The sequence below is a fragment of the Lutibacter sp. B1 genome (assembly GCF_012524075.1).
Lineage (GTDB): Bacteria > Bacteroidota > Bacteroidia > Flavobacteriales > Flavobacteriaceae > Lutibacter.
The window spans coordinates 63,578-88,445 of sequence record NZ_JAAZUI010000011.1 but is presented as its reverse complement, the minus strand read 5'-3'; the positions used below and the strand labels follow the sequence as shown (position 1 = coordinate 88,445).

24 protein-coding genes are annotated in these 24,868 nt (G+C 28.1%); 19 read left to right on the top strand and 5 right to left on the bottom strand.

Annotation, left to right across the window (positions count from 1 at the left end):
- The first annotated feature begins 2 nt into the window (after window positions 1-2).
- The 18 genes from HGB55_RS08210 to HGB55_RS08125 all read left to right on the top strand — a co-directional run bounded on the left by HGB55_RS08210 (window position 3) and on the right by HGB55_RS08125 (window position 19,783).
- On the top strand, window positions 3-1,082 hold the full coding sequence (locus tag HGB55_RS08210) for a glycosyltransferase family 2 protein (protein ID WP_168816409.1): 1,080 nt from the start codon (window positions 3-5) through the stop codon (window positions 1,080-1,082).
- 212 nt (window positions 1,083-1,294) lie between these two features.
- Window positions 1,295-1,717 (top strand): class I SAM-dependent methyltransferase, encoded by a 423-nt coding sequence (locus tag HGB55_RS08205; protein WP_168816408.1) that lies wholly within the window; start codon window positions 1,295-1,297, stop codon window positions 1,715-1,717.
- A 5-nt stretch (window positions 1,718-1,722) separates the two neighbouring features.
- Window positions 1,723-2,544: a polysaccharide pyruvyl transferase family protein gene (locus HGB55_RS08200; protein ID WP_247649194.1), complete on the top strand. Its 822-nt coding sequence runs from the start codon at window positions 1,723-1,725 to the stop codon at window positions 2,542-2,544.
- A 116-nt stretch (window positions 2,545-2,660) separates the two neighbouring features.
- Entirely contained in the window at window positions 2,661-3,323 is a 663-nt protein-coding gene (locus tag HGB55_RS08195; RefSeq protein ID WP_168816407.1) for a cytidylyltransferase domain-containing protein, read from the top strand.
- Complete coding sequence (locus HGB55_RS08190; protein WP_168816406.1) at window positions 3,320-3,967, top strand: hypothetical protein; 648 nt, start codon at window positions 3,320-3,322, stop codon at window positions 3,965-3,967. Before HGB55_RS08195 ends, HGB55_RS08190 begins: the two co-directional genes overlap by 4 nt.
- Window positions 3,964-5,004 (top strand): N-acetylneuraminate synthase family protein, encoded by a 1,041-nt coding sequence (locus tag HGB55_RS08185; RefSeq protein WP_168816405.1) that lies wholly within the window; start codon window positions 3,964-3,966, stop codon window positions 5,002-5,004. The genes HGB55_RS08190 and HGB55_RS08185 overlap by 4 nt, the downstream gene beginning before the upstream one ends.
- Complete coding sequence (gene neuC / locus HGB55_RS08180) at window positions 4,997-6,124, top strand: UDP-N-acetylglucosamine 2-epimerase (protein ID WP_168816404.1); 1,128 nt, start codon at window positions 4,997-4,999, stop codon at window positions 6,122-6,124. Before HGB55_RS08185 ends, neuC begins: the two co-directional genes overlap by 8 nt.
- Entirely contained in the window at window positions 6,117-7,514 is a 1,398-nt protein-coding gene (locus HGB55_RS08175; protein WP_168816403.1) for a UDP-glycosyltransferase, read from the top strand. The genes neuC and HGB55_RS08175 overlap by 8 nt, the downstream gene beginning before the upstream one ends.
- Window positions 7,514-8,659 carry a glycosyltransferase family 4 protein gene (locus HGB55_RS08170; RefSeq protein ID WP_168816402.1) on the top strand — a complete coding sequence of 382 codons (1,146 nt, stop codon included), beginning with the start codon at window positions 7,514-7,516 and terminating at the stop codon, window positions 8,657-8,659. The genes HGB55_RS08175 and HGB55_RS08170 overlap by 1 nt, the downstream gene beginning before the upstream one ends.
- On the top strand, window positions 8,646-10,184 hold the full coding sequence (locus HGB55_RS08165) for a glycosyltransferase family 2 protein (RefSeq protein ID WP_168816401.1): 1,539 nt from the start codon (window positions 8,646-8,648) through the stop codon (window positions 10,182-10,184). Before HGB55_RS08170 ends, HGB55_RS08165 begins: the two co-directional genes overlap by 14 nt.
- Before the next feature lie 14 nt (window positions 10,185-10,198).
- Window positions 10,199-11,197, top strand: a complete 999-nt coding sequence (locus tag HGB55_RS08160) for a glycosyltransferase family 2 protein (RefSeq protein WP_168816400.1) — start codon at window positions 10,199-10,201, stop codon at window positions 11,195-11,197.
- Complete coding sequence (locus HGB55_RS08155; protein WP_168816399.1) at window positions 11,194-12,312, top strand: glycosyltransferase family 4 protein; 1,119 nt, start codon at window positions 11,194-11,196, stop codon at window positions 12,310-12,312. The genes HGB55_RS08160 and HGB55_RS08155 overlap by 4 nt, the downstream gene beginning before the upstream one ends.
- 131 nt (window positions 12,313-12,443) lie before the next feature.
- The gene (locus HGB55_RS08150; RefSeq protein ID WP_247649193.1) at window positions 12,444-13,484 is read left to right on the top strand and encodes a glycosyltransferase family 4 protein; all 1,041 of its coding nucleotides are present in this window, start codon (window positions 12,444-12,446) and stop codon (window positions 13,482-13,484) included.
- A gap of 38 nt (window positions 13,485-13,522) precedes the next feature.
- Entirely contained in the window at window positions 13,523-14,821 is a 1,299-nt protein-coding gene (locus tag HGB55_RS08145; protein ID WP_168816398.1) for an O-antigen ligase family protein, read from the top strand.
- On the top strand, window positions 14,796-15,809 hold the full coding sequence (locus HGB55_RS08140) for a glycosyltransferase family 4 protein (protein WP_168816397.1): 1,014 nt from the start codon (window positions 14,796-14,798) through the stop codon (window positions 15,807-15,809). The genes HGB55_RS08145 and HGB55_RS08140 overlap by 26 nt, the downstream gene beginning before the upstream one ends.
- Entirely contained in the window at window positions 15,788-17,191 is a 1,404-nt protein-coding gene (locus HGB55_RS08135; RefSeq protein WP_168816396.1) for a phenylacetate--CoA ligase family protein, read from the top strand. Before HGB55_RS08140 ends, HGB55_RS08135 begins: the two co-directional genes overlap by 22 nt.
- Window positions 17,184-18,416: a glycosyltransferase family 4 protein gene (locus HGB55_RS08130; RefSeq protein WP_168816395.1), complete on the top strand. Its 1,233-nt coding sequence runs from the start codon at window positions 17,184-17,186 to the stop codon at window positions 18,414-18,416. Before HGB55_RS08135 ends, HGB55_RS08130 begins: the two co-directional genes overlap by 8 nt.
- Complete coding sequence (locus HGB55_RS08125; protein WP_168816394.1) at window positions 18,398-19,783, top strand: exopolysaccharide biosynthesis polyprenyl glycosylphosphotransferase; 1,386 nt, start codon at window positions 18,398-18,400, stop codon at window positions 19,781-19,783. Before HGB55_RS08130 ends, HGB55_RS08125 begins: the two co-directional genes overlap by 19 nt.
- Here HGB55_RS08125 and HGB55_RS08120 read toward each other — a convergent pair.
- Complete coding sequence (locus tag HGB55_RS08120; protein WP_168816393.1) at window positions 19,763-20,956, bottom strand: DUF4105 domain-containing protein; 1,194 nt, start codon at window positions 20,954-20,956, stop codon at window positions 19,763-19,765. The two genes, HGB55_RS08125 and HGB55_RS08120, sit on opposite strands and share 21 nt — an antisense overlap.
- Window positions 20,957-21,144: 188 nt before the next feature.
- Here HGB55_RS08120 and HGB55_RS08115 point away from each other — a divergent pair, with 188 nt between their 5' ends.
- A complete protein-coding gene (locus tag HGB55_RS08115; RefSeq protein WP_168816392.1) occupies window positions 21,145-21,891 on the top strand; it encodes a phosphatidylcholine/phosphatidylserine synthase in 747 nt (248 codons plus the stop codon).
- Here HGB55_RS08115 and lptB read toward each other — a convergent pair whose 3' ends face one another.
- The 4 genes from lptB to HGB55_RS08095 form a co-directional block, all read right to left on the bottom strand.
- Window positions 21,892-22,626: an LPS export ABC transporter ATP-binding protein gene (lptB, locus tag HGB55_RS08110; RefSeq protein WP_168816391.1), complete on the bottom strand. Its 735-nt coding sequence runs from the start codon at window positions 22,624-22,626 to the stop codon at window positions 21,892-21,894.
- 68 nt (window positions 22,627-22,694) lie between these two features.
- Entirely contained in the window at window positions 22,695-23,045 is a 351-nt protein-coding gene (locus HGB55_RS08105) for a carboxymuconolactone decarboxylase family protein (RefSeq protein WP_168816390.1), read from the bottom strand.
- Entirely contained in the window at window positions 23,038-23,859 is an 822-nt protein-coding gene (tatC, locus tag HGB55_RS08100) for a twin-arginine translocase subunit TatC (RefSeq protein ID WP_168816389.1), read from the bottom strand. The genes HGB55_RS08105 and tatC overlap by 8 nt, the downstream gene beginning before the upstream one ends.
- 1 nt (window position 23,860) lies before the next feature.
- Window positions 23,861-24,826 carry an SIS domain-containing protein gene (locus HGB55_RS08095; RefSeq protein ID WP_168816388.1) on the bottom strand — a complete coding sequence of 322 codons (966 nt, stop codon included), beginning with the start codon at window positions 24,824-24,826 and terminating at the stop codon, window positions 23,861-23,863.
- Window positions 24,827-24,868: the final 42 nt, after the last annotated feature.

The window sequence follows — 24,868 nt, the reverse complement described above, 5'->3', positions numbered from 1 at the left end:
TTATGGTAACTATTGTTTACGCCTATCGTAATCGTGAAGTTTCAAGGATTAAAAGCACTTTAGATTCATTATTAATTCAAACTAACAAAAACTTTAAAGTTGTTTTTGTTGATTACGGTTCTGACATTGAATTATCAAGCCAAATAAAAAAAGTAGTTGAAAGTTACTCATTTGCAACTTATTATTATATTCATGCACAGTTGGTTTTATGGAATAAGAGTAAGACACTAAATTATGGGATTAAAAAAACAACTACACCTTACGTTTTTATTGCAGATGTTGACTTGATTTTTAGTCCAGATGCTATAGCACTTTTTCAAAAAATAGCTCAGCCTGAAACTGCTTTTTTATTTAATTTGGGATATTTATCAAAAAAAACATCCAACCGGTTGTTAAATTCACAACAATTCAATGAATTTAAGCCAAAACATTTTGGGAATATAAATGGAATGCTATTGGTTCACAAAGAAGCCTTGGAAAAAGTGAATGGTTATGATACCTTTTTTCATTTTTATGGTTCTGAAGATGTAGATTTATACCAAAGATTAAGCAATGCAGGGTATGAAATAATTCAAAGGAAAGAACAATTTTTTTATCATAACTGGCATATTATTTACAATACATACAATGATGGAAAAATGAGTGTAATTCCTAGATTGTATAATGTAAAACGTATCAATCAGCAACATTATCTTAGAAATAAAGATAAAAAGGTTATAATTCCAGATCGACAGTTAAATTATGGAGAGGTAGTTTCTAAAGAAGATCAAGAGGTATTGTTAAAACCAACCGAAACCATAGAGTTAAAAAATATTCATGAGCAAGTACATCATTTTTTTAAAGAAGAGTTGCAAACAAAAAAAGAAACTGTTCTTCGTGTATTAATAAAAGAAGATCCTTTTTGTAGGACATTTAAGTATTGGGTAAAGAAATTACTAAAAAAACAATCACAACCCTATATAAGTATGAAAGCTGTGAATGATTTAATCTTAATGAAAATTATATATATATATCGTGATGTTAATTATACATATGAAATCACAAAAGATTTAAAAACAATTATATTTACAATTAAATTATAACGTTAAAAGACGAAGTTAATGTTCTTTAAAAAAATTATTAATTACATAAAAAATAGTCAAAAAAGGAAGAAAGAATTAGAACGTTTTGAAACTCAAAAAAAACCACAATATTACTGAAAAACAAAAAGCTTAGCGATGTTAATAGATGGAAAAATGATAATGAATTATATGAAGATTGGAACACTAGAACTGAAAAAATTGCTTTTTATATAATGCCAAATGAGAAAGTTATTGAGTTTGGCGCAGGAAACATGAGTTTAAAAGAAATGCTTCCTCAGAATTCTACCTATACACCTTCTGATATTGTAAAAAGAAGTAAAGAAACTGTTTTATGTGATTTGAATAATTCAATAATGTTTGAATTATCCAGGTATAATACTGAAATTTTTAGTGGAGTTTTAGAATATGTGTACGATATTGATAAGGTATTTGAACAATTGCAACCTTTTATTTCTCATATAGTAATGTCATACGCCTGTAGTGATATTTGTAAATATGATAGATTATCACATGGTTGGTTGAGTGATTATACGAAAGATGAATTAGTAGACATATTTAGAAAAAACAATTACAAAGTATTAAATATGGAAGACTGGAGAGGGCAAACTATTTTTAATTTAAAAAAACTTACTTGACATTTATGCTGTTTAATAAAAACACAATCCGCTTATTTTGGTGGAATGAGATTAAAATGATGCACAAGAAGAAAGAAAATTACGGAGATGTGCTTGGGAAATACATTGTTGAAAAAATTTCGCAAAAAAAGGTTGTATGGGTTTTTCCAAAACACTTTTCACTTTTAAATTATTTTCAACCCATTTATGTTACTATAGGAAGTGTATTAATGCACATAACTGAGAATTGTATTATATGGGGAAGCGGAATTATATCGAAAGAATATCCTATAAAAAAAGCAACATTTTTAGCCGTTAGAGGACCTAAAACCCGTCAATATTTAATTGATCAGGGTTATGATGTTCCTGAAGTATATGGAGATCCTGCCTTGTTATTGCCGGAGTTTTATAATCCTGTTTTGGAAAAAAAATTTAGGTTTGGAATTATACCTCATTATAACGATTATAAGGAAGTTTCAAAATTGTATAAAAGCCAAAAAGATTATGTTGTTATAGACTTAATGACAAATAATGCTGAAGATGTTACTGATTTATTGTTGCAATGTGAACGTATTGTTTCGTCATCATTACATGGACTAATTGTTTCTCACGCCTATAGAATACCAGCTGTTTGGGTTCAGTTTTCGAATAAACTATTTGGAGACGGAATTAAATTCCAGGATTATTTTGAATCTGTTGAATTAGTACCTTATATACCAACAATAACAGAAGAATTATTAATATTGGAGCAATTTGAATCCTTATTTGTAACCTATCAAAGTCTCCCTAAAAAAGAAACAGTAGAAAAATTGAAAGTCGGACTAATGAAAGTGTGTCCATTTGTTTAAATTTTACTAAAATGTGTGATTAAAGAATATAAATATAGATTTATATTTGTTTATATTTATTTTAAAGTAAATTTTAAAATAAATGTTTTGATAAAATAGTTATTAAAAAGGCATAGTTGAAAAAGTTCAAAAATATAGCGATAATACCGGCAAGAGGCAATTCTAAAAGATTACCTAAAAAAAACACCTTGTTATTTGGTGGTATTCCACTTATAGTTCATAGTATAAAATATGCAGAGACTAATGGGATTGAAAAAATAATTGTAAGTACTGATGATTCTGAAATAAAAGCTATATCAATAGACTATGGTGCTGAAGTAGTGGATAGACCCTATGAATTAGCAGTCGATGATTCTCCAACGGTATTAACGCTAAAGCATGTGTTGGAATCTATGGAAAATTCCTATGAGAATGTTATTTTATTACAACCAACAAATCCATTACGTCCAAAAAAATTACTTTTTGATGCTTTGAATATTTTTGAAAAAGGAAATTATGATAGTTTAATGACTGTTACAGAAAGCACTAAAAAATTGGGTAAAATAATCAATAACAATTTTGTTCCCTATACATATAAAATGGGACAACGAAGTCAGGATTTAGAACCATTGTATTATGAAAACGGATTGTTGTATATAACAAAAGCGGAGCTTATATTAAGAGGAGAAATTTTAGGAGAGAATAATTATCCGTTTATTGTTAATCATCCATTTGCAACAGTTGATATTGATACAGAAGATGATTTAGAATATGCAAAATTTTTAATAAATAAAAAATGAATTATAAAGAATTATCAGTACAAAATTATAAGAGATTTTGTGAGTTTGAAGGTAGCGATTATATTGCGAGTGAATTTGCAATAGAAAGTATTTTAAAAATAATTCAAAAATTTGATGTAAAAAATATATTAGAGTTGGGTTTAGGAATTGGTTCAATTTCAGATTCTGTCTTAAAATATTCTAAAAATGAAAATAAAAAAATAGAATATTTTGGAACAGAACAAAATGATTTTTGTTTGAATTCTTTAAAAAAAAATGTCGCTTATTATGAAAAGCTTAAAATTTACTCAGATTTAAATAAAATTGAAAATTTGAAGTTTGATCTTATTATTATTGACGGATATGATAAAAATTTAAATAGTATAAAAAATTATTGTAAAAAACAGACTATTATATTTATTGAAGGTGCCAGAAAAAATCAAACAGAAGCTATTTTAAAAATTTTCCCTAAAAGTAGATATGTAAATATAATAACTCTCAAGAAAAATAAGCCTTATGCCCATGGCGGTAGTAACACAAATCATTATATTGGAGGAGGACAGCTTATCTTTATTGAACCTTCATTCAGAATGATATTATTTTGGTTTAACCAAAAGGTATTAACTTTTATTAAAAATAAAATCAGAATTTATAAAATTAAATGAAAAAACACATAAATATTTGTGGTAGAAAAATAGGAGCTGATTTTCCTCCGTTGGTTATTGCTGAAATTGGTATTAACCACGAAGGTTCTTTACAAACAGCCTTTGAAATGGTAGATGCCGCCAAAAGAGCAGGGGTTGAAGTTATAAAGCACCAAACCCATATAGTTGATGATGAGATGACCGGTGCAGCTAAAAAGGTCATTCCGGGAAATGCTTCGGTTTCAATTTATGAAATTATGAAACGTTGTTCTTTAAATGAAGAGGAAGAGTTGAAATTGAAAGAATATGTTGAATGCAAGGGAATGTTGTTTATTTCAACACCTTTTTCCAGAGCAGCTGCCAACAGATTGCATAAAATGAATGTTTGTGCATATAAAATAGGTTCTGGAGAATGTAACAACTATCCGTTATTAGAGCATATAGCTGAATTTGGTAAACCTGTTATTTTAAGTACCGGAATGAATACTGTTGAAAGTGTAAAAAAAGCAGTTTTTATTTTTAAACAAAAAAACGTTCCTGTAGCAATTTTACATACAACCAATCTATATCCAACACCACCGGAATTGGTACGATATGGTGCAATGAAAGAATTGCATGAGGTATTTCCTGAATTGGTTTTCGGTCTTTCCGATCATACTACAAGTAACCACGCGTGTTTTGGGGCTGTTGCTTTAGGTGCAAGTATTTTAGAACGCCATTTTACTGACCATATGAATCGTACAGGACCTGATATTGTATGTTCTATGGATGAAAAGGCCTGTAAAGAGTTGATTGAGGGTTCAAAGTTAATTTGGCAAATGAGAGGTGGAACTAAAAAACCGGCCGAAGAAGAGCAGGTTACCATTGATTTTGCATTTGCTACTGTTTGTTCCATTGCACCTATAAAAAAAGGTGCTATTTTTACTAAGGAAAATATTTGGGTAAAGCGTCCTGGTACAGGTGAAATTTTAGCTGAACATTTCAACACTATTATAGGAAAAAAAGCAACTCAAAATTTAGATAGTGACATTCAACTAACCTGGAAAGACATTGAGTAAGAAAAAAATAATTTTTTTAACCGGAACACGAGCCGATTTTGGAAAATTAAAATCATTGATTCAAATTCTTCAAAATCATCATCAGATTGAACCATATATATTTGTTACAGGAATGCATATGTTGCAACAATATGGTTACACGTTGATTGAAGTTGAAAAAAGCGGATTCAAGAATATTTCCACATTTAAGAATTATACACACGAAACAAGTATGGATTTGACATTGGCAAAAACAATTGAGGGTTTTTCTGCGTATGTTAAAAAAATAAATCCGGATTTAATAGTTGTTCATGGTGATAGGGCTGAAGCCATGGCTGGAGCTATTGTGGGGAGTCTAAACAATATTTTAGTGGCACATATTGAAGGTGGTGAACTTTCAGGAACTATAGATGAGTTAATACGTCATTCCATCAGTAAATTAAGTCATATTCATTTCGTGGCTAATAAAGAGGCTAAAGAAAGATTGTTGCAAATGGGGGAATTGGAAGCGTCGATAAAAATAATTGGATCACCCGATGTTGATATCATGTTTTCAAATCAATTGCCTTCCCTGAAAGAAGTAAAAAAATATTATGAAATTCCTTTTGAAAACTATGCTATAGCAATGCTTCATCCGGTTACTACTGAAATTAAGTATATGAAACAATATGCTGAAAATTTTGCGGAAGCTTTGATTAATTCGGAAAAAAAATATGTGGTAATTTATCCGAATAATGATTTAGGAAGTAGTACTATTTTTTCAGCTTATGAAAACTTTTCAGGCAATAAGAATTTTAGGGTTTTTCCTTCAATTCGCTTTGAGTATTTTTTAACCTTATTAAAGAATGCTGATTTTATCATAGGAAATTCAAGTGCTGGTATAAGAGAAGCACCGTATTATGGAATTCCAACTATTAATATTGGTACACGTCAGGAAAACAGATCATTTCATTCTCATATAGTTAATACAGGGTATGGAGTTAATGAAATTTTGAAAGCTATTAATACAAATCCGGTAAAGGAAACTGTTGCTAAAAAGTTTGGAAATGGAAGTAGTGCTGTAAAATTTATGGAGAGTTTAAAATCAAAAGAACTTTGGAGTATGAATCATCAAAAACAATTCAAGGATTTTAATGCATAAGAAAAAAAAAATATTTATTTTATTGCCTGATGGTATTGGTTTAAGAAATTTTGCTTTCACCAAATTTAAGCAAAAAGGGGAACAGAATAATTTTGGCATTACCTATTGGAATAATACTGTTTTCTCTATAAATAAAGAATTTGGTTATAATGAACTAAAAATAGAGAACAGTAGTTTGCATCCTTTTACTACAATATTTTCAAGGGCTAGAAAAAGAATTGAATTGAATTTGTTTCAAAAAAAATTTAAAAGCAAAGTTTATAAATCATATAATTTCCCACAATCGTACAATGGAATTAAAAATTTATTTAAAAGTTTGTTTGTTGATTTGTTGGTGTTGTGCTGTTCCAATCAAAAAGGATTAAAATTTGTTAAAAAGAAAATCAAAAAGTTAGAGCGGAAAAATTTAAAATACACGTATTGTAAATCACAATTGGAAAAATATAAACCCAAATTTGTTTTTTGTACAAATCAAAGACCTACACAGGCAATAGCGCCATTATTGGCGGCACAAGACTTAAATATTCCAACAGCTACGTTTATATTTTCTTGGGATAATTTACCGAAAGCAACAATGGTTGTTGAAACTGATTATTATTTTGTTTGGAGTGATTATATGAAGGATGAGTTATTGAAATATTATCCATTCATAAGTAAGAATAAGGTTAAGGTAGTTGGAACACCTCAGTTTGAACCTCATTTTAATAAAGAATTACTAGTTACAAAAGAAAATTTTTATTCAAAATATAATTTAGATTTGGATAAGAAATACATTTGTTTTTCTGGAGATGATAAAACTACATCACCGTATGATCAATTTTATTTAAGAGATATTGCAGAAGCAATTATTGAATTAAACAGCAAAGGTTTTAATTTGGGAATTATTTTTAGAAGATGTCCTGTTGATATGTCAAATAGATTTGATGAAGTTCTTTCAAAGTATTCTGATTTAATTATTTCAATAAATCCTGATTGGAGAAAAATGGGTGATGTATGGAATACTATTATGCCTACACTAAATGATTATACTATTTTAATTAACACTATCTATCATAGTGAGTTGGTTATAAATGTAGGTTCATCAATGGTGTTTGATTACGTTTGTTTCAATAAACCTTGTATTTATTTTAATTACAATTCATCTAGGGGAAACATAAATAATTGGGATATTAATAAAATATATAATTACATACATTTTAATTCAATGCCTTCACAAAGTGTGGTTTTTTGGATTAACAGTAAACATGAAATAATAACAGTAATAAAAAACGTTTTAAATGATTCTGATAAAATTGTTAAAACTGCTAAAGATTGGTTTAAAATTATCAATAAGGAACCTGCCTATTCAGTTTCAGAAAGAATTTGGGATGAAATAAATACGATAATATAATGCACATCGCTTTTTTAACACCTGAATATCCACATCCTAAAATTAAAAATACTGCAGGACTAGGCACCAGTATAAAAAATTTGGCTATAGCATTAGTAAAAAATTATCATAAGGTTACTGTATTTGTCTATAGTCAAACTAATAATGAAGTTTTTACAGACGAAGGTGTTGAAATTCATACAATAGCTTTTAAAAAATATCCTGTATTAAGTTGGTATTTGTATAGAAAAGAAATTGAAAAATATATAAATGACACAATTCAAAAGAATAGCATACAAGTAATTGAAGCTCCTGACTGGACAGGAATTACTGCTTTGATGAAGTTTCAAGTTCCTTTGGTAATTAGGTTACATGGAAGTGATACGTATTTCTGTCATTTAGAAAACAGAAAGCAGAAATTAAAGAATTTTTATTTTGAAAAAATAGCTTTAAAATCGGCGGATAAACTTGTTGCTGTAAGCAAATTTACAGCTCATTTAACTAAAGAATTATTTAATTTAAAAAATGAAATCAAAGTTATTTATAATGGTATTGATGTAAATAAATTTATTGCTGATAGTGGTACTTATGAAAAAGATACTTTGTTATATTTTGGGAGTATGATACGAAAAAAGGGACTTTTAGAACTAGCAGGTATTTTTAATGAAGTGGTTAAACAAAAGCCACAAGTAAAATTAAAACTTATTGGTAAAGATGTAGTTGATAGTTTGGAAAATGAATCAACCTCTCAACTTTTTTTTAAGTTGTTATCTGAACAAGCAAAAAAACAAGTTGAATATATTCCGGAAGTTCCTTATAATGAAATAAAATTGCATATAGCAAAAGCAAGTGTAGTTGTGTTACCTAGTTTTGCTGAAGCATTTCCAATGACTTGGTTAGAAGCTATGGCTATGGGTAAAGCATTAGTCACTTCCAATATTGGTTGGGCAAACGAGCTAATGATTAACGGAGAAACCGGATTTATGGAAGATCCTAAAAATCATAAAGAATATGCTTCAAAAATACTCAAATTATTAAATGATTCGGAATTAAATAGTAAATTTGGGAAAAGTGCTAAAAAAAGAATTTACGAAAAGTTTTCACAGAAAGTTATTGTTAAAAAAAACATAGACTATTTCGCTAAAATTATAAATGAAAAACCTTAAAGAATACAAAACAAAACAAGGAGAACTTTTACTTTTTACAGGAACCCCGAATTTTACCATATTAGATGACTTAGTAGATGGACCAGGAGATCTTTGGCACAGTTCTTTAGATCAAGGATATAAAAATGCTTTTCAGGATATTGTTTATCAAACAGCTGTTTATTGGTGGTATTTAAACGATTTTGAGAATGTATCAACTTCAATTTCCTGGCGAGTAAATCCTGAGAGTTTTGTGGTTAGAAAATCTGTTTGGGAAAATTTAGGAGGTTTTGATGAAATGTATGAATCTGATTCAATGAAAGGTCTTGATTTGGGATATAACTTATTAAGGATTCAATCAGGAGTGCCTTTATATGTTAAAAATTTATTTAAATCTGAAAAAAATATAATTTCAATTTCAAAAAATGATAGATATCTTTTTTATAGAAAGCATGTTAAGCCACACCATAGCTTATATATGATGTATAGAAAAGGTATTTTTAATTCTATTTCTGAATTTAGAGCTTATAAATTTGCAAAGAAAAATTATAGGTATAAAAAAGTAAATTCTGTTTCTCCAAGAGAATTAAAATCTATTGAAGGAAAGCCAACAGTTAGTTTAATAATACCTACAATGCGTAGGCAAAAATATACTCAGTTATTATTAGAAGATCATAAAAACCAAACATACACTATAACTCAGGCTGTTATTGTTGACGCTACACCTGAGTCTGAAAGAGATTCCAAATATTATAGGCAACAAGATTTTAATTTTAAAATAGATGTAAAATGGCAAACCAGCAAAGGGAGTTGCCGAGCCAGAAATGAAGCTATTGAACTATGTACAGGTGATTATATAATTTTTGCAGATGATGATATTCGAATTTTACCGGATTTTGTAGAAAACCATATTAAATTATTACAAACTTATAATGCCGATGCGTGTAATGGATTGGATATTATGGCCAAAACTGCTAATCAAGATTTATCTGATTTAAAGAAAAAGCTAATTAAACTAGGTAAAAAACGTTGGAAGGTTGGTGCAAGTCAAAATTTCAATAATGCAAATTCATGTGTTAAAAAAGAATGGGTTACAAAAATAACAGGAAACGATATTAATTTTGATGGTGGTTATGGTGAAGATGGAGATTTTGGTTTGACTCTACTGAAAAGCGGAGCAGTAGTTTTATATAATCCTTATTCAGTAAATTTACATTTAAAACCTCCTGTTGGAGGTTACAGATGGTGGGGAGCACAATCTAAAGTTTTAGGGAAAAAGAGAAAAAAACAACCTTGGGAATTAGATAAACCGGTAAAATTTATAAGACCGGTGCCAAGTCCAACAATTTCTTATGGAATTTTAAAGCATTTCACTACAAAACAGGTGAAAGAGTGGAGGGTAAAACATTTTTTTTTATATCTTTTCAAAGGTTCAAAAAAAGGTTTTCTGTTACGTTTGTTTAAATATCCTTACAAACAAATTCAGTTTAGTGAATCGTTAAAATATGCCAAAAGATTAATTGATTTAGGTGTTCGATATAAGTAATTAAAATATATAAAATGGAGTTTAGTTTAATTATTTGTACATATCAGCGTCCAGATGCTATAATCAAGTTGTCAAAATCAGTCAAACAGCAAACTTTATATCCTGATGAAATTTTGATAATTGATGGTTCTTTCAATAATGAGACTCAAAATATTTTAAAAAAACATAGGTGTAAAAATTTAAAATATTTTAAAGTTGATGATAAAAATAGAGGTTTAACTAAACAACGAAATTTTGGTATTTCAAAAGTAAGTGAAACCTCAGAAATAATTTGTTTTTTAGATGATGATACAATTTTAGCACCAACATATTTTGAAAAACTTATAGCTACCTATGAAAAATTTCCAAAGGCGATTGGTGTTGGTGGATATATTATGAATGAAGTCGATTGGAAACCTTTATTGAATTTAGTATGTTCAAAAAATCAGTTTTGTATTGATGGTTTTAGTAGGGAAGAAGGAACAAGATTCGAATTACGTAAAAAGTTGGGTCTTATTGATGAAACACCTCCGGGTTTTATGCCCAAGTTTTCACATGGAAGATCTATCAGTTATTTGCCGCCTTCTAATAAAATATATAATGTAGAATTTTTTATGGGTGGTGTATCATCTTTTAAGAAAGAATTATTTCAAAAAATTCAATTTTCTACCTATTTTGAAGGTTATGGCTTATATGAAGATTTAGATTTTTGTTTAAGAGCTTCAAAAATTGGTAAACTCTATGTAAATACGTCAGCAAAATTAGAACATCATCATGAAGAAAGCGGAAGACCCAATAAGTTTTTATATGGGAAAATGGTTGTACGGAATGGCTGGTATGTTTGGAGAGTGAAATATCCAAAGCCTTCTTTTGAATCCAGGCTTAGATTTCATTTAAATATACTAGTTCTAATGAAAATTCGATTTTGGAATAGTTTATCAGGAAATCAAAAAAAGCAAGCATTTACAGAAAGTTTGGGTAGATTTGTAGGATGGTTATCTTTATTTTTTAATACACCAAAATTAAAACAATGAAATTTGCCATAATTACACATGTTGAACATAAATTTAAAGATAATAAATGGATTGCGTATGAACCCTATGTTAGGGAGATGAATTTATGGTTAAAATTTGTTGATGAAGTTAAAATTGTAGCACCAATAAGTTTAATATTGCCTTTTGAAATTGATACAACTTATAATCATAATTCATTAACTTTTGAAAAGATACCCTCATTTAATATCCTTTCATTAAAAAATAGCTTACGTTCTGTTATAGTAATTCCAAATATTATTTTCAAAATATTTAAAGCAATGAGATGGGCAGATCATATTCATTTACGTTGTCCAGGAAATATAGGTCTTATTGGCTGTTTTGTTCAGATTTTATTTCCAAATAAACCCAAAACAGTAAAATATGCCGGAAATTGGGATCCTAAAAGTAAACAACCTCTAAGTTATAAGCTACAAAAGTTGATTTTAAGCAATACATTTTTAACTAAAAATGTTAAAGTTTTGGTTTATGGTGAGTGGAAAAATCAAAGTAAAAATATAGTTCCTTTTTTTACTGCAACTTATTCCAAAAATGAATGTATATCAATTAATCAAAAAGACTTTTTAAATGAGATTAAATTTTTGTTTGTTGGAGCATTAAGTAAAGGAAAGAAACCAATGTTAAGTGTAAAAACAATTCATAAATTAAAAAGTAAAGGGTATAATGTTAAATTACAGATTTATGGTGAAGGAGAGGAGCGTTCTGTAATAGAAAAATATATTGTAGATAATGACCTGCAAAAAGAGGTTTTTTTATTTGGTAATGTTGATAAAGAACAAATTAAAAAAGCATACCAACAAGCCCATTTTTTATTATTTGTTTCAGCTTCAGAAGGTTGGCCTAAAGTTGTTGCAGAAGCTATGTTTTGGGGATGTGTGCCAATAACAAGTAATGTTTCATGTATTCCATTTATGGTTGGAAACGGAAATAGAGGAACTGTTGTAAATCCCAATATTGATGATATTATCTCTTTAATTGAAAAGTACCTAACAACGGAGGAACTCTATAAAAAACATTCAGAAAATGCTGTGGAATGGTCACAACATTATACTATTGAAAAGTTTGAAAAAGAAATTGAAAAGTTGCTTATCCATTAGAAAGGTAATTTTATTTTTAATACAATTGTCATCCAATGTTTGTAAAATGAAAAGCTAAATTAGATTTAAATATATTAACAAATAATAATAAAGCTATTAAAACACTTAAAGTAATACAACTTATAGATTCATTGAATCCCGGTGGTGCTGAAATGATGGCAGTAAATATAGCCAATGCCTTAGCTGAAAGAGGTGTTAATTCTCATATTTGTGCAACTAGATTAGAAGGAAATTTAAAGTTAAAAGTTAATACGAATGTTGGTTATTTATTTTTGAATAAAAAGAGAGTTTTAGATATGAAGGCAATAAAAAAGTTGAATTCGTATTTAAAAAAAAATGATATAAAGCTTATTCACGCACATTCTACATCATATTTTATTGCATTTTTGGTTAAATTAATTAATCCTAAAATTAAAATTATTTGGCATAATCACTATGGAAATAATTTAAATATGTCGTTTGAAAAAGCAACAATACTTAAAGTAGTTTCATTTTTTTTTCAAGAAATAATTTCAGTAAATGAAAATTTGCATATTTGGTCGTGTAAAAACTTAAATTCAAAAAAAAATAGTTATATACCAAATTTTGCTTCGTTAGATATAAAAGTTAATCAGACCAAAGAATTAAAAGGAGTTAATCAACATAGAATTATTTGTTTGGCAAATTTACGGGAAGAAAAAGACCATTTAAATTTATTAAGAGCATTTAAAATTGTTCAGCAAAGACATAACGAGTGGACATTGCATTTAGTAGGGGCTGATTTTAATGATGAATATTCTGAAAAAATTAAAAATTTTATCAAATCAAATAATCTGGGTAATCATGTATTTTTGTATGGAAGTTGTAGTGATGTTGAATTTATATTAAAACAATCAACTATAGGAGTGTTATCTTCAAAATCTGAAGGTTTACCCGTTTCTTTATTAGAATATGGACTTAGTAAATTACCTGTAGTTGTTACAAATGTAGGAGATTGTGATAAAGTAGTAGTAAATAATGATAGCGGTTTAGTAGTTAAGCCTAAAAATGAGTTCCAATTAGCTGAAGCAATTGATTTTTTAATAAAGAATAATAATAAAAGAATTCAATTTGGAACAAAATTAAATAAAAGGATTATAAATAACTATTCTAAAAATAACTATATAAATAAACTTATATCTATATACAATTGATTGGAATTTCAGAAAATAGGCGTTTGTTTTTAACTCTAATGCATTTAGCTTTAGGTATTTTTTTATTGTTTGGTAGTGTATCTAAAATTTATTCTACTTTAATAGTTGCTTTTGGTGTTTTATTTATAGTTAGCTCTAAAAATAAGAATAATCAAGCTGTTTTGTGGAGTGCTTATATGGTTGGAGGTGAAGTGCTTTTTAGAATGTCTGGCGGAATGTTTTTTTATGAACTTCCAAAGTATTCAGTTTTACTGTTTTTGGCTGTAGGACTTTATGTTGAAGACAGAAGACATCATGTTTCTGTAAGTTATCTAATCTATATTTTATTATTGTTAATTGGGATATCGTTTGTTGATATTCCTTTTAATGAATCTATCAGAAAAGCTATTGCTTTTAACTTAAGCGGACCTGTGTTATTAGGAGTTTCAGCAATATATTTCTATAAAAGAAGAATCTCTATAAATTTTTTATTAGATATTTTGTTTTTTATGGTTTTACCTATTATTTCAATGTTATGTTATTTATATTTTAAAACCCCAAATTTTGAAGAAATTGTTTTTAATACTAATGCTAGTTTTGTAGCTTCGGGTGGATATGGACCAAATCAAGTTGCTACGATATTAGGAGTTGGAGTATTTGTTTTTGCAGTTCATTTACTTTTAAAAAAAAGAATATTTTGGCTACTCATGGTTGATTTATTGATATTCTCTTATATAATATTTAGAGGTTTAATTACTATGTCACGTGGAGGTATGATAACCTCACTTATTGCAATAGCTGTATTTTCAGGTTTCTATATTATTTCAACAAAAGATAGAATAAAAAATTTGGTAAAATATATTGGTTTAATAAGTTTATTTGGAGTGGCATTATGGGCCTATACTTCAAATGTAACAGGAGGTATGTTAACAAACCGATATACTAATAAAAATGCAGTAGGAGTTACTAAAAAAGATGTTACAACAGGTAGAGTTGAATTATTTAAAAGCGAGTTGGATGCTTTTTTTGAACACCCTTTTTTTGGAATAGGTGTTGGAGGTTCCAAGTTTTACAGATTAGAAGAATATAGTATTGAAGCTGCTTCACATAATGAGTTAAGTAGGTTATTGGGAGAACATGGTATGATTGGTATAATTATTTTGGTGATATTAATTGTAATTCCAATAAAAAACATTTTAAGTCAGTCGTTTTTAGCAAGATCTTTTTTAAGTGCTTTTTTAATTTTCTGGTTTCTAACTATTAATCATTCTGCTATGCGTATTGCTTTTCCCGGTTTTATATATGGGTTAAGTTTAATTATAATTAATTTTAATGAAGAAAATATTATACATAGGTAATAATTTTACAAAAAAATCACAATATCATTCTAGTATGGTCACATTGACTGCTATTTTAATTGATGAAGGTTTTTCGGTAATTTGTTCTTCAAATAAATCTAATAAATTAATACGCTTATTAGATATGTGTTTTAGCATTATAAGAAACAAAAAAAAAGTAGACTATATTTTAATAGATACATTTAGTACATTAAATTTTTATTATGCTTTAATTACTTCACAATTGGCAAAATTATTTTCAATTAAATATGTACCAATTTTACATGGAGGTAATTTACCGCTAAGGCTAAATAAATCTGCTTATTTTTCAAAATTAATTTTCTCTAATTCTCACATAAATATTACTCCTTCAAAATATTTATATGAAGAATTTGAAGAGCATGGATTTTCGGTTAATTATATTCCAAACGCTATATCTTTAAATGAATATAATTTTATGGTTCGAGAAAATATACATCCAAAATTGCTTTGGGTTAGAGCATTTGATAAAACCTATAACCCATTATTGGCAATAAAAGTTTTATTATTGTTAAAATTAGAATTTAATAATATAAGTTTATGTATGGTTGGACCCGATAAAGATGGATCTTTAAAAAAAGTAAAAAAAATGGTTAATGAATTCAATCTTGAAAAAAATATTATTTTTACGGGAGTTTTACCTAAAGAACAATGGCATAAATTATCTAAAAAGTATGATATTTTTATAAATACAACAAACATAGATAATTTACCTGTTAGTGTAATTGAAGCAATGGCTTTAGGTATGCCGGTTGTTTCTACAAATGTTGGAGGATTACCTTTTTTAATCGAAAATAATGTAGATGGAATTTTAGTTGAACCTAATAATGAAACGGTTTTTAAAGACGCTATTGTTAACTTGATTATGAACCAGAGTTTAACAAAGAAACTTTCGATAAATGCTAGAAAAAAAGCTGAAACTTTTGATGTCAAATATGTGAGGCAAAAATGGAAAGATGTTTTAATATGATGGAAAAATTATATAGGATATGTCCTGTTTTTATTCAGAATATTTTAATTTCATTATATGGTTTTTATTGGAAGAATAGACGTTATGGAGGTGTTTTTAAAGAAAAATTAAATGAATATAAGTTAAGAGAAAGTTTTTCAAAGAATGATTGGGAAATTTATCAGGAAAAAGAATTAAAGAAATTATTGATTCATGCTTTTAAAACTGTTCCATTTTATAAAGAACTTTACAATAAAAAAGGATTTAAACTTCATGACTTTGAGAATTTCAGCTTAGAAAAATTAAAAAAAATACCTTTTTTAGAAAAAGATGACCTACGGAAATATGGGACAACGTTATTGTTATCTGAAAATAGAAAAAAAGGTAAATTTTATGCAAGTAGTGGTACTACAGGAACACCAATAAAAATATACTTTAGTACAAAATTTCATCAATCGTGGAGCGCATTGTATGAAGTTAGAGTGCGTAATTGGGCAGGCGTAAATCATAAAATGTCTAGGGCTATGATTGGGGGAAGAAGAGTCTTGGTTACTTCTAAAATAAAACCGCCATTCCATAGGTACAATTTTGTTGAAAAGCAGGCTTATTTTTCTGCATATCATATATCAAATGAATCATCAAAAATATATATAGATGAGATAATTAAAGTTAAACCAAATTATTTGGTTGGATATGCAAAAAGTATTTATTTACTAGCTAAGGTTATTAATGAGCAAAAGTTAAAAGTACCAAATATGTTAGCAGTTTTAACTTCAAGTGAAAAACTGACTAAAAAAATGAGAGTTGAGATAGGGACTGCTTTTAATTGCAAGGTTTTTGATGCCTATAGTGGAGTTGAAGCTTGTGGTTTAATTTCAGAAAATAAATATAATGAACTTATGTTTAGTCCAGATTCTGGAATTTTGGAAGTTATTGATAATGAAGGTGTTCCTGTTAAAAATGGTGAAATAGGCGAAGTTGTTTTTACTGGGTTTTTAAATTATGATCAGCCATTAATTAGGTATAAAATTGGTGATAGAGTTAAATTAGCAGAAAATCAAACATCAAAATCAGGACTTGAAATGCCAATTATTGAAGAAATTGAAGGTAGAATAGAGGATGTAATTATTGGGAAAGAAGGGCAGAAAATGGTTCGTTTTCATGCAATTTTTGTTGATATTCAATCAATTATTATGGCGCAGGTAATTCAAAATTCAATAGAAGAAATCCATATAAAATTGATAGTTGATAATTTTTATGATGCGAGTTCAGAAAAAATTATGATTGATAGAATAAAAAATCAATTAGGAGATGTAAATATTATATTTGAATACGTTTCTACTATAGAAAATTCTGAAAATGGAAAATATAAAGCAGTAATTTCACATCTTAAAAATGAATAAGAAAGTAATTTGGATTATAAATCAAACTGCAGGTAAACCAGATTCAGGGTGGGGTGAACGCCATTACTATTTAGCAAAATATTGGGTGAATAATGGTTATAATGTAAAAATAATTTCCGGATCATATAATCATTTGTTTATTAACCAACCTAAAATTTCAAAAAAAACTTTTACTATTGAAGAAGTTGAAGAAAATATTACATTTTGTTGGGTAAAAACTCCAAGATATAATGGTGGTGGTTATAGAAAATTTTGGAGCAATATAATTTACACATTAAAAGTGTTTTTTATTTCGAGCAAAACGTTAAGTAAACCATCTTATTTAATTGTTTCATCAATGCCAATATTTCCAATAATAAATGGATATTTTTTTAAAAAATGGTTTAATGCAGAAAAACTTATTTTTGAAGTTAGAGATTTATGGCCACTAACTCCTGTATACCTCAAAGGGTATTCAAAAAAACATCCTTTAATTAAAATTGTAGCTTGGTTTGAAAAATTTGCATACAAAAAAGCAGATGTAATAGTTTCATTATTGCCTAATGCTTATAATTATATAGATAAAATTTCAGGAAATCCTTCAAAGTTCAACTGGATTCCAAATGGTATTGATGAAAGTCTTTTGGATAATGAGAATTTATCTGAAAATCTTCAAAATCAAATTCCAAGTGATAAATTTATTGTAGGTTATGCCGGAACACTAGGAATGGCAAATGCAATGGAATACTTTATTGAAGCATCAGTCATGATGAAAGAAATTTCTCAGGTTCATTTCGTAATTGTTGGCGATGGTTATTTAAAACAAAAGTATGTAGTGCAAACTAAAACAAATACTAATATCACATTTATTAATAAAATTAAGAAAAATCAGGTTCAATCTATATTAAAATTATTTGATGTATGTTATGTGGGGCGCTACAATAATAAATTATATGATTATGGAGTTTCATATAATAAGTACTTTGATTATATGTTAGCCGGTAAACCTATATTAGAATCGTCTAATAATATAAATAGCCCTGCTGAAATATCTGGATGTGGTATTATTATAGAACCTGAAAGTGGTGAAGCAATTGTTCATGGAATTCAAAAATTTCAATTGAAGTCTAAAGATGAAATGAAAAAAATTGGTAAAAAAGGGTATGTGTATGTGAAAAATTACCATAATTTTGAATATTTAAGTAACAAATACATAACTCTGTTTAAATGTCGTCCAATAACATAAATTTTACTATATCAGAGCGTAAACTGTATTTACGAAGTTTGGATGTCATTTTTGTATTATTTGGTTTGTTTTTAGTTGGAACTTTTTTAGATTTTGAATATTTTAATTTTTCGAGCTCAAATATTATAACTTGGATTGGAACATTAGTAATCTATTTGTTATTTTTTGGGCAAGTATTTGAAATGTACGATTTAAAAATTGCAAGTGATTTATACTCAACATTCAAGAATGTTGTTTTAATGGTTGGTTTTACAACTTTACTGTACGTTTTTACACCTATTATTTCACCGAAATTTCCGGAAAGTAGAATTCAAATTTTATACTTTTCACTCACTTTGTTTATAGCAATTTTTTTAAATAGGATTATTTATATAAGCCTTATTTACTCACCTTTATTTTTAAAGAATATTTTGTTGATAACTGAACCCGAATATATAAACAAAATAATTCCATTACTTAAAGATAAACAGTCTTATAGAATTGTCAATTACATATCGAAAACAACTTTTAAAGAAAATAGAGGTATTGATATTTTGAATATTGATGAAATCAATTTTGAAGAAATTATTGATAAAGAATATATAAACGAAATAATTGTATCTTCAAATGCTTCTGATTTTATTCCTGATGAAGTAAACAGTAAATTAATTGAACTTTTTGAAAAAGGAATCATTATAAAATCTGCCGATAATTTTATTGAGGAATTGACTTTCAGTATTTCCGAACAACAACTGAATTCAAAGTTTTATAATTATTTTACGTTTAGTAAAAACCATAATAACAACCTTTACATTGCTTTTAGGAGAATTTTGGATATACTGTTTTCAATATTCGGTATTTTACTTTTTGCAATTTTAATCCCTATTGTTTTTATTGGAAATCTATTTGGAAATAGAGGCGAACTATTGTATTTCCAAAAAAGAGTAGGTAGGAAAGGTAAGGAATTTACAATTATTAAATTTAGAAGTATGGTTTCTAATGCTGAGGAAAATGGTGCTGTTTGGGCTCATAAAAAAGACGATAGAATTACATCTTTTGGTAGAATTCTAAGAAAAACACGTTTAGATGAATTTCCGCAGTTTTTGAATGTACTTAAAGGAGACATGAGCTTGATTGGTCCACGCCCGGAACGCCCGGAATTTGTTAAACAGTTAGAAAAAGAATTGCCTTTTTATGCAATTAGACACGTAATTAAACCCGGGTTAACAGGATGGGCTCAAGTAATGCACCCATATGCAGGTACTATTGATGATCAGCATAAAAAATTAATGCTCGATTTGTATTATATAAAGGAAAGAAGTTCTCTTTTAGATTTTAAAATTGTGATTAAAACAATTAGTACGGTACTATTTTTTAGGGGTACTTAAACGTTTAATTTTAGAAATTAAAAATACATAACGTACTGCCAATGCTAATAAAATAGGTATTAAAGCTATATTAAAAACCTGAATTTTCAGTACCCAAATTATTAGCAAAACAAGAATTAAAATCAATAAAAATTTGTTGTAATTTGTAATAAAAGACGGTAACTTATTTTTGAACATATAAAATGAGATTACTAGATTAGGTGCAAAAGCCCATAAAAAATTAAAGTTTTTGTAGGTAGCTGTGTGTGAAGAAGCAAACCATAGTAATAAAACAGTTACTCCAATAATTCCGGTGATAAAATACAAGCTGAAGTCAAGCCATTTTGTGCGTTTGTTTTTTTTGTAGTTTTTATAAGTTATAAAAAATATCAGCAATAAAATTATAGAAAAAACAATGATAGGTTGAAGAAAACTAAAATCTAATACTTGTTTTGGTGTTTTTAAAATAAAACCTTCATTTTTAACCAGTGCTTCATTATGTATACCCTTGGTGATGGTGGCATTGTTAAAAGCTTCAAAAATATAATCAGGTAAAAATTTATAGTCATCTTTTGTAGCTTCATCATCAATTACTGACCCTAAGGCTAAATCAATTCCAAATTTTCCCCATTTAAAATGTTGATCTGTATAATCGGCAATAAGTTCTCTGTGAGATTTGGTTGTTTTAATATGATCATTTGTAAAAGAAACTCTGTTTTTTAATACAGTTTTAATTACATCTTCAATTTTAGTAGCACAGTTGTTATAAAAAAAGTCGTATTGATAAGAACGATTTTGTGGTAGCGCATTTCTCTCTAAATAATTAAAAACAGCCTGAACGTCAACATTTGTTAGATTTAAAACTTGAGCTTTTACCCATCGGTTTTCATATTTGTATGCATATAAAAAACGATCGAAGCTTGTTGTGGAAAGTTGATAAGTTAGTTTTCCTTTTGCAAAATTCATATAAAAATTAGGTGCATCAAAATCAAAAGTTCCATAATTATATATTTTATCTAACCCTAAAAGAGGATCATAAACTCTAAAAGCACTATGCCCAAATGCTGAATATAATTCTTCTCCCGGACCACAAGTTATAACGCTAATACTTGCTCTATTCGAAAGATTGTGTTGAGCAAAAGTTTGGAAGTAAGTAAAAAGAAAAAGAATGAAAATATAAATAGATTTATTCATGCCAAAAAAATGAAATATTTTGGATAAAAATACACAAAACAATCAATTTAATTGTCGTTAAGGTTTACTTTGATTGAAAAATTAAAATAAAAATGAAAAGTATACTATGGAATGATGCTAATTTAAAAAGTTAATTGAAATAAATTTTTAGAAAAACATTTTACTAAATTTACGAAAAATTACAACCAATGACCTTAAAAAAACACATTCCAAACTTAATTACATTACTAAACTTGTTATCTGGTACAATAGCAGTGTATTTAGCTGCAAACGGCGAACTGATATTTGCAGCGTATTTTATTATTTTGGGTATATTTTTTGATTTTTTTGACGGATTAGCAGCCAGATTGTTAAAAGTACACAGTGAGCTTGGGAAGCAGTTAGATTCCTTGGCAGATGTTGTAACTAGTGGAGTTGCTCCGGGTATTATAATTTTTCAAATGTTAAATTATAAAAATGAAGTATTTTCTGTAACTAGCGATTTAACTTGGGAAGAAAATAAAATAGATTTAGTGCCTTTTATAGGTTTTTTAATCACGTTAGCAGCTGCATACAGATTAGCAAAATTTAATATAGATGAGCGTCAAACAAATTCTTTTATAGGTTTACCTACACCTGCTGCTGCTTTGGTTGTATTGTCGTTACCACTGATTTTATTGTATGATAACAGTGAAACTGTAGCAGTTTTTATTACGAACCGTTGGTTCTTAATTGGACTAACATTTATTTTAAGTATTTTAATGAATGCTGAAATACCTTTATTTTCATTAAAATTTAAAGATTTTTCTTGGAGAAAAAATAGCGTAAAATATATATTTATTGTTGCAACAATTATTTTAATGCTAACATTGAAATTTATCGCAATACCAATTGTAGTTTTACTGTATGTAGTAATGTCAGTTGTAGGAAATACTTTGTTAAATAAGGAGGTTTAATTAAAACTTTTTCTTTTTAAGTAAAAAATCTTTTCCTAAATAAACACGTCTAACAGTTTCATCTTCAGCAAGTTCTTCCGGGGTTCCTTCTTTTAAAATACCACCTTCAAACATTAAATATGTTTTATCGGTTATGGCTAAAGTTTCCTGTACATTATGGTCAGTAATTAAAATACCTATGTTTCTATCTTTTAAATGAGCTACAATACTTTGAATGTCTTCAACAGCAATAGGATCTACACCCGCAAAAGGTTCATCTAATAAAATAAATTTAGGATCGGATGCTAAAGCGCGTGCAATTTCTGTTCTACGTCTTTCTCCACCCGAAAGTAAGTCACCTCTATTTTTTCGAACATGACCTAAGCTAAATTCTTCAATCAACGACTCTAATTTAAGTTTTTGTTCTTTTTTTGAAAGATTAGTGAATTGTAATACAGACATAATATTATCTTCTACTGAAAGTTTTCTAAAAACAGAAGCTTCTTGCGCTAAATAGCCTACACCTTCCTGAGCTCTTTTATGCATCGGAAAATCTGTTATTTGAGTATTATCTAAATAAATTTCACCTTCGTTAGGTTTAATCATGCCTACAATCATATAAAACGAAGTTGTTTTACCTGCACCATTTGGACCAAGTAATCCAACAATTTGTCCCTGTTCAACCTGTAATGAAATTCCTTTCACAACGTATCTGTTTCCGTAACGTTTCTTTATATTTTCAGCTCTTAAAATCACAGTTTGTATTTTTTAATGTTTGTTTACTTTTTGATCTTTGCTTCTAGCTCTTTGCTTTTCGCTGTTCACTATTCACTTAAACTTTCAAGTTCTTCCCAAAACTCGTAAGCTCTTCTTAAATGAGGAATTACAATGGTACCTCCAACCAAAGTTGCGATAGAAAGCGTTTCCATAACTTCTTCTTTAGTTGCTCCTTCTTTAAAACAAGTTTCTAAATGATATTTTATACAATCATCACATCTTAAAACTGCTGAGGCTACCAAACCTAATAATTCTTTTGTTTTAACATCTAAATGGCCTGCTTTATATGCGTTAGTGTCTAAATTAAAAATTCGTTTTATAACTTTATTATCTTCAGACAATATTTTATCGTTCATTTTTTGACGATAAGCATTAAATTCTTCTATTTGATTAGGCATTTTCCTTTTCTTTTTTTAATTCTTGTTTAACTACAACTTTCGAAATATAAATACTAGTTTCATATAGCAACAATATAGGAATTGCTACTATAATTTGGCTGATAATATCAGGTGGCGTAATAACAGCTGCAAGTATTAAAACCAAAACTAAGGCGTGTTTTCGGTATTTTTTTAAAAATTCAGGCGTTACTAATCCCATTTTTGTTAAAAAGTACATTACTATGGGTAATTCAAAAATAAGTCCTGATGCCAGCATAGATGACCTCACAAGCGCAATATACGAACCAATTTTAATATTTCTTTCAACCATATCGCTTACAGAATAATTTCCTAAAAAATTTACTGAAAGTGGTGTTACAACATAATATCCAAATAAAACTCCTATAAAGAATAAAAATGAAGAAACAATTATAAAACTACGGGCACCTTTTCGTTCTTTTTCGTACAATCCCGGACTTATAAATTTCCATACTTCCCATACAATAAAAGGAAATGCAATTATAAAACCAACGGTAATTGATGTCCATATATGCACACTAAATTGCTCTGCCATATCTAAACTTTGGAAGGTAAACGGCAAATCGTCTATACATAAACCATCTGTACCAAAAAAATTAGATACTTTACAAAAAAACCGATAGGTTACAAAATCGGCATTTTTTGGAGCAAATAGGATTTTATTGAAAATAAAATCTTTCATAATAAAAGCAACTATACCAAAAATGAACACAGCTATTGTTGACCTTACTAAATGCCATCTTAGCTCTTCAACATGGTCTAAAAAAGACATTTCTTTTTCTATTTTCTTTGCCATATTAAAATATACCTTCTTTTAACAGATCGTGTAAATGAACAACTCCAACGTATTTTGAATTATCTTCAACCAATAGTTGAGTTATGCTATTGTTTTCCATAGTTTCCAATGCTTTAATAGCCATTTCATCACTATTTATGGTTTTAGGATTTTTACTCATAATATCTTGAGCAGTTAAAGCACTTATGTCGTTATTGTCTTTTAACATTCTTCTTAAATCTCCATCAGTTATAATGCCAACTATTTTATCATTTTTAAGTACTGCGGTTGTTCCTAAACGTTTTTTTGAAATTTCAATAATAACATCTTTTATTGGAGTAGTAGGCACAACTTTTGGTAATTCATTTTTACTTACAAGATCACTTACTCTTAAGTATAATTTTTTACCCAAAGCACCTCCGGGATGATATTTTGCAAAATCTTTACTCGAAAAATTATTGAGTTCTAGTAAACAAATTGCTAAAGCATCTCCAATTACCAATTGAGCTGTTGTACTTGTTGTTGGCGCTAAATTATTTGGGCATGCTTCTTTTTCTACAAAAGAGTTTAGAATAAAATCGGCATTAGAACCTAAGTATGACTCTGTATTTCCTGTTAAAGCAATAATTTTATTACCATAATTTTTAATTAGAGGCACTAAAACTTTAATTTCGGGAGTATTACCGCTTTTAGAGATACAAATAACCACATCATTTTTTTGTATGGTGCCTAAATCTCCATGAATAGCGTCTGCAGCATGCATAAAAATGGCAGGTGTACCGGTAGAATTAAGCGTTGCAACAATTTTTGTAGCTATATTTGCGCTTTTTCCAACACCGGAAACTATAACTCTACCGTTTGAGTTGTGAATAAATTTTACAGCTTTTTCAAATCCTTCATCTATATAATTTATTAAATTAGCTATTGCTTTACTTTCAACAGTAATAGTTTGCTTGGCAGTTTCTATAATTGTATTTTTATTTTTCAAAGATTAGGTTTTTTGAATTAAAAAAATGTTTTACCTTTAATA

Coding starts and splice junctions, on each gene's coding strand:
- HGB55_RS08160 (WP_168816400.1), top strand. CDS start 10,199: ATGGAGTTTAGTTTAATTATTTGTACATATCAGCGTCCAGATGCTATA.
- HGB55_RS08140 (WP_168816397.1), top strand. CDS start 14,796: ATGAAGAAAATATTATACATAGGTAATAATTTTACAAAAAAATCACAA.
- HGB55_RS08210 (WP_168816409.1), top strand. CDS start 3: ATGGTAACTATTGTTTACGCCTATCGTAATCGTGAAGTTTCAAGGATT.
- HGB55_RS08145 (WP_168816398.1), top strand. CDS start 13,523: ATGCATTTAGCTTTAGGTATTTTTTTATTGTTTGGTAGTGTATCTAAA.
- HGB55_RS08120 (WP_168816393.1), bottom strand. CDS start 20,956: ATGAATAAATCTATTTATATTTTCATTCTTTTTCTTTTTACTTACTTC.
- HGB55_RS08135 (WP_168816396.1), top strand. CDS start 15,788: ATGGAAAGATGTTTTAATATGATGGAAAAATTATATAGGATATGTCCT.
- HGB55_RS08115 (WP_168816392.1), top strand. CDS start 21,145: ATGACCTTAAAAAAACACATTCCAAACTTAATTACATTACTAAACTTG.
- HGB55_RS08190 (WP_168816406.1), top strand. CDS start 3,320: ATGAATTATAAAGAATTATCAGTACAAAATTATAAGAGATTTTGTGAG.
- HGB55_RS08170 (WP_168816402.1), top strand. CDS start 7,514: ATGCACATCGCTTTTTTAACACCTGAATATCCACATCCTAAAATTAAA.
- HGB55_RS08165 (WP_168816401.1), top strand. CDS start 8,646: ATGAAAAACCTTAAAGAATACAAAACAAAACAAGGAGAACTTTTACTT.
- HGB55_RS08200 (WP_247649194.1), top strand. CDS start 1,723: ATGCTGTTTAATAAAAACACAATCCGCTTATTTTGGTGGAATGAGATT.
- HGB55_RS08130 (WP_168816395.1), top strand. CDS start 17,184: ATGAATAAGAAAGTAATTTGGATTATAAATCAAACTGCAGGTAAACCA.
- HGB55_RS08155 (WP_168816399.1), top strand. CDS start 11,194: ATGAAATTTGCCATAATTACACATGTTGAACATAAATTTAAAGATAAT.
- tatC (WP_168816389.1), bottom strand. CDS start 23,859: ATGGCAAAGAAAATAGAAAAAGAAATGTCTTTTTTAGACCATGTTGAA.
- HGB55_RS08175 (WP_168816403.1), top strand. CDS start 6,117: ATGCATAAGAAAAAAAAAATATTTATTTTATTGCCTGATGGTATTGGT.
- HGB55_RS08185 (WP_168816405.1), top strand. CDS start 3,964: ATGAAAAAACACATAAATATTTGTGGTAGAAAAATAGGAGCTGATTTT.
- HGB55_RS08105 (WP_168816390.1), bottom strand. CDS start 23,045: ATGCCTAATCAAATAGAAGAATTTAATGCTTATCGTCAAAAAATGAAC.
- HGB55_RS08125 (WP_168816394.1), top strand. CDS start 18,398: ATGTCGTCCAATAACATAAATTTTACTATATCAGAGCGTAAACTGTAT.
- HGB55_RS08205 (WP_168816408.1), top strand. CDS start 1,295: ATGCCAAATGAGAAAGTTATTGAGTTTGGCGCAGGAAACATGAGTTTA.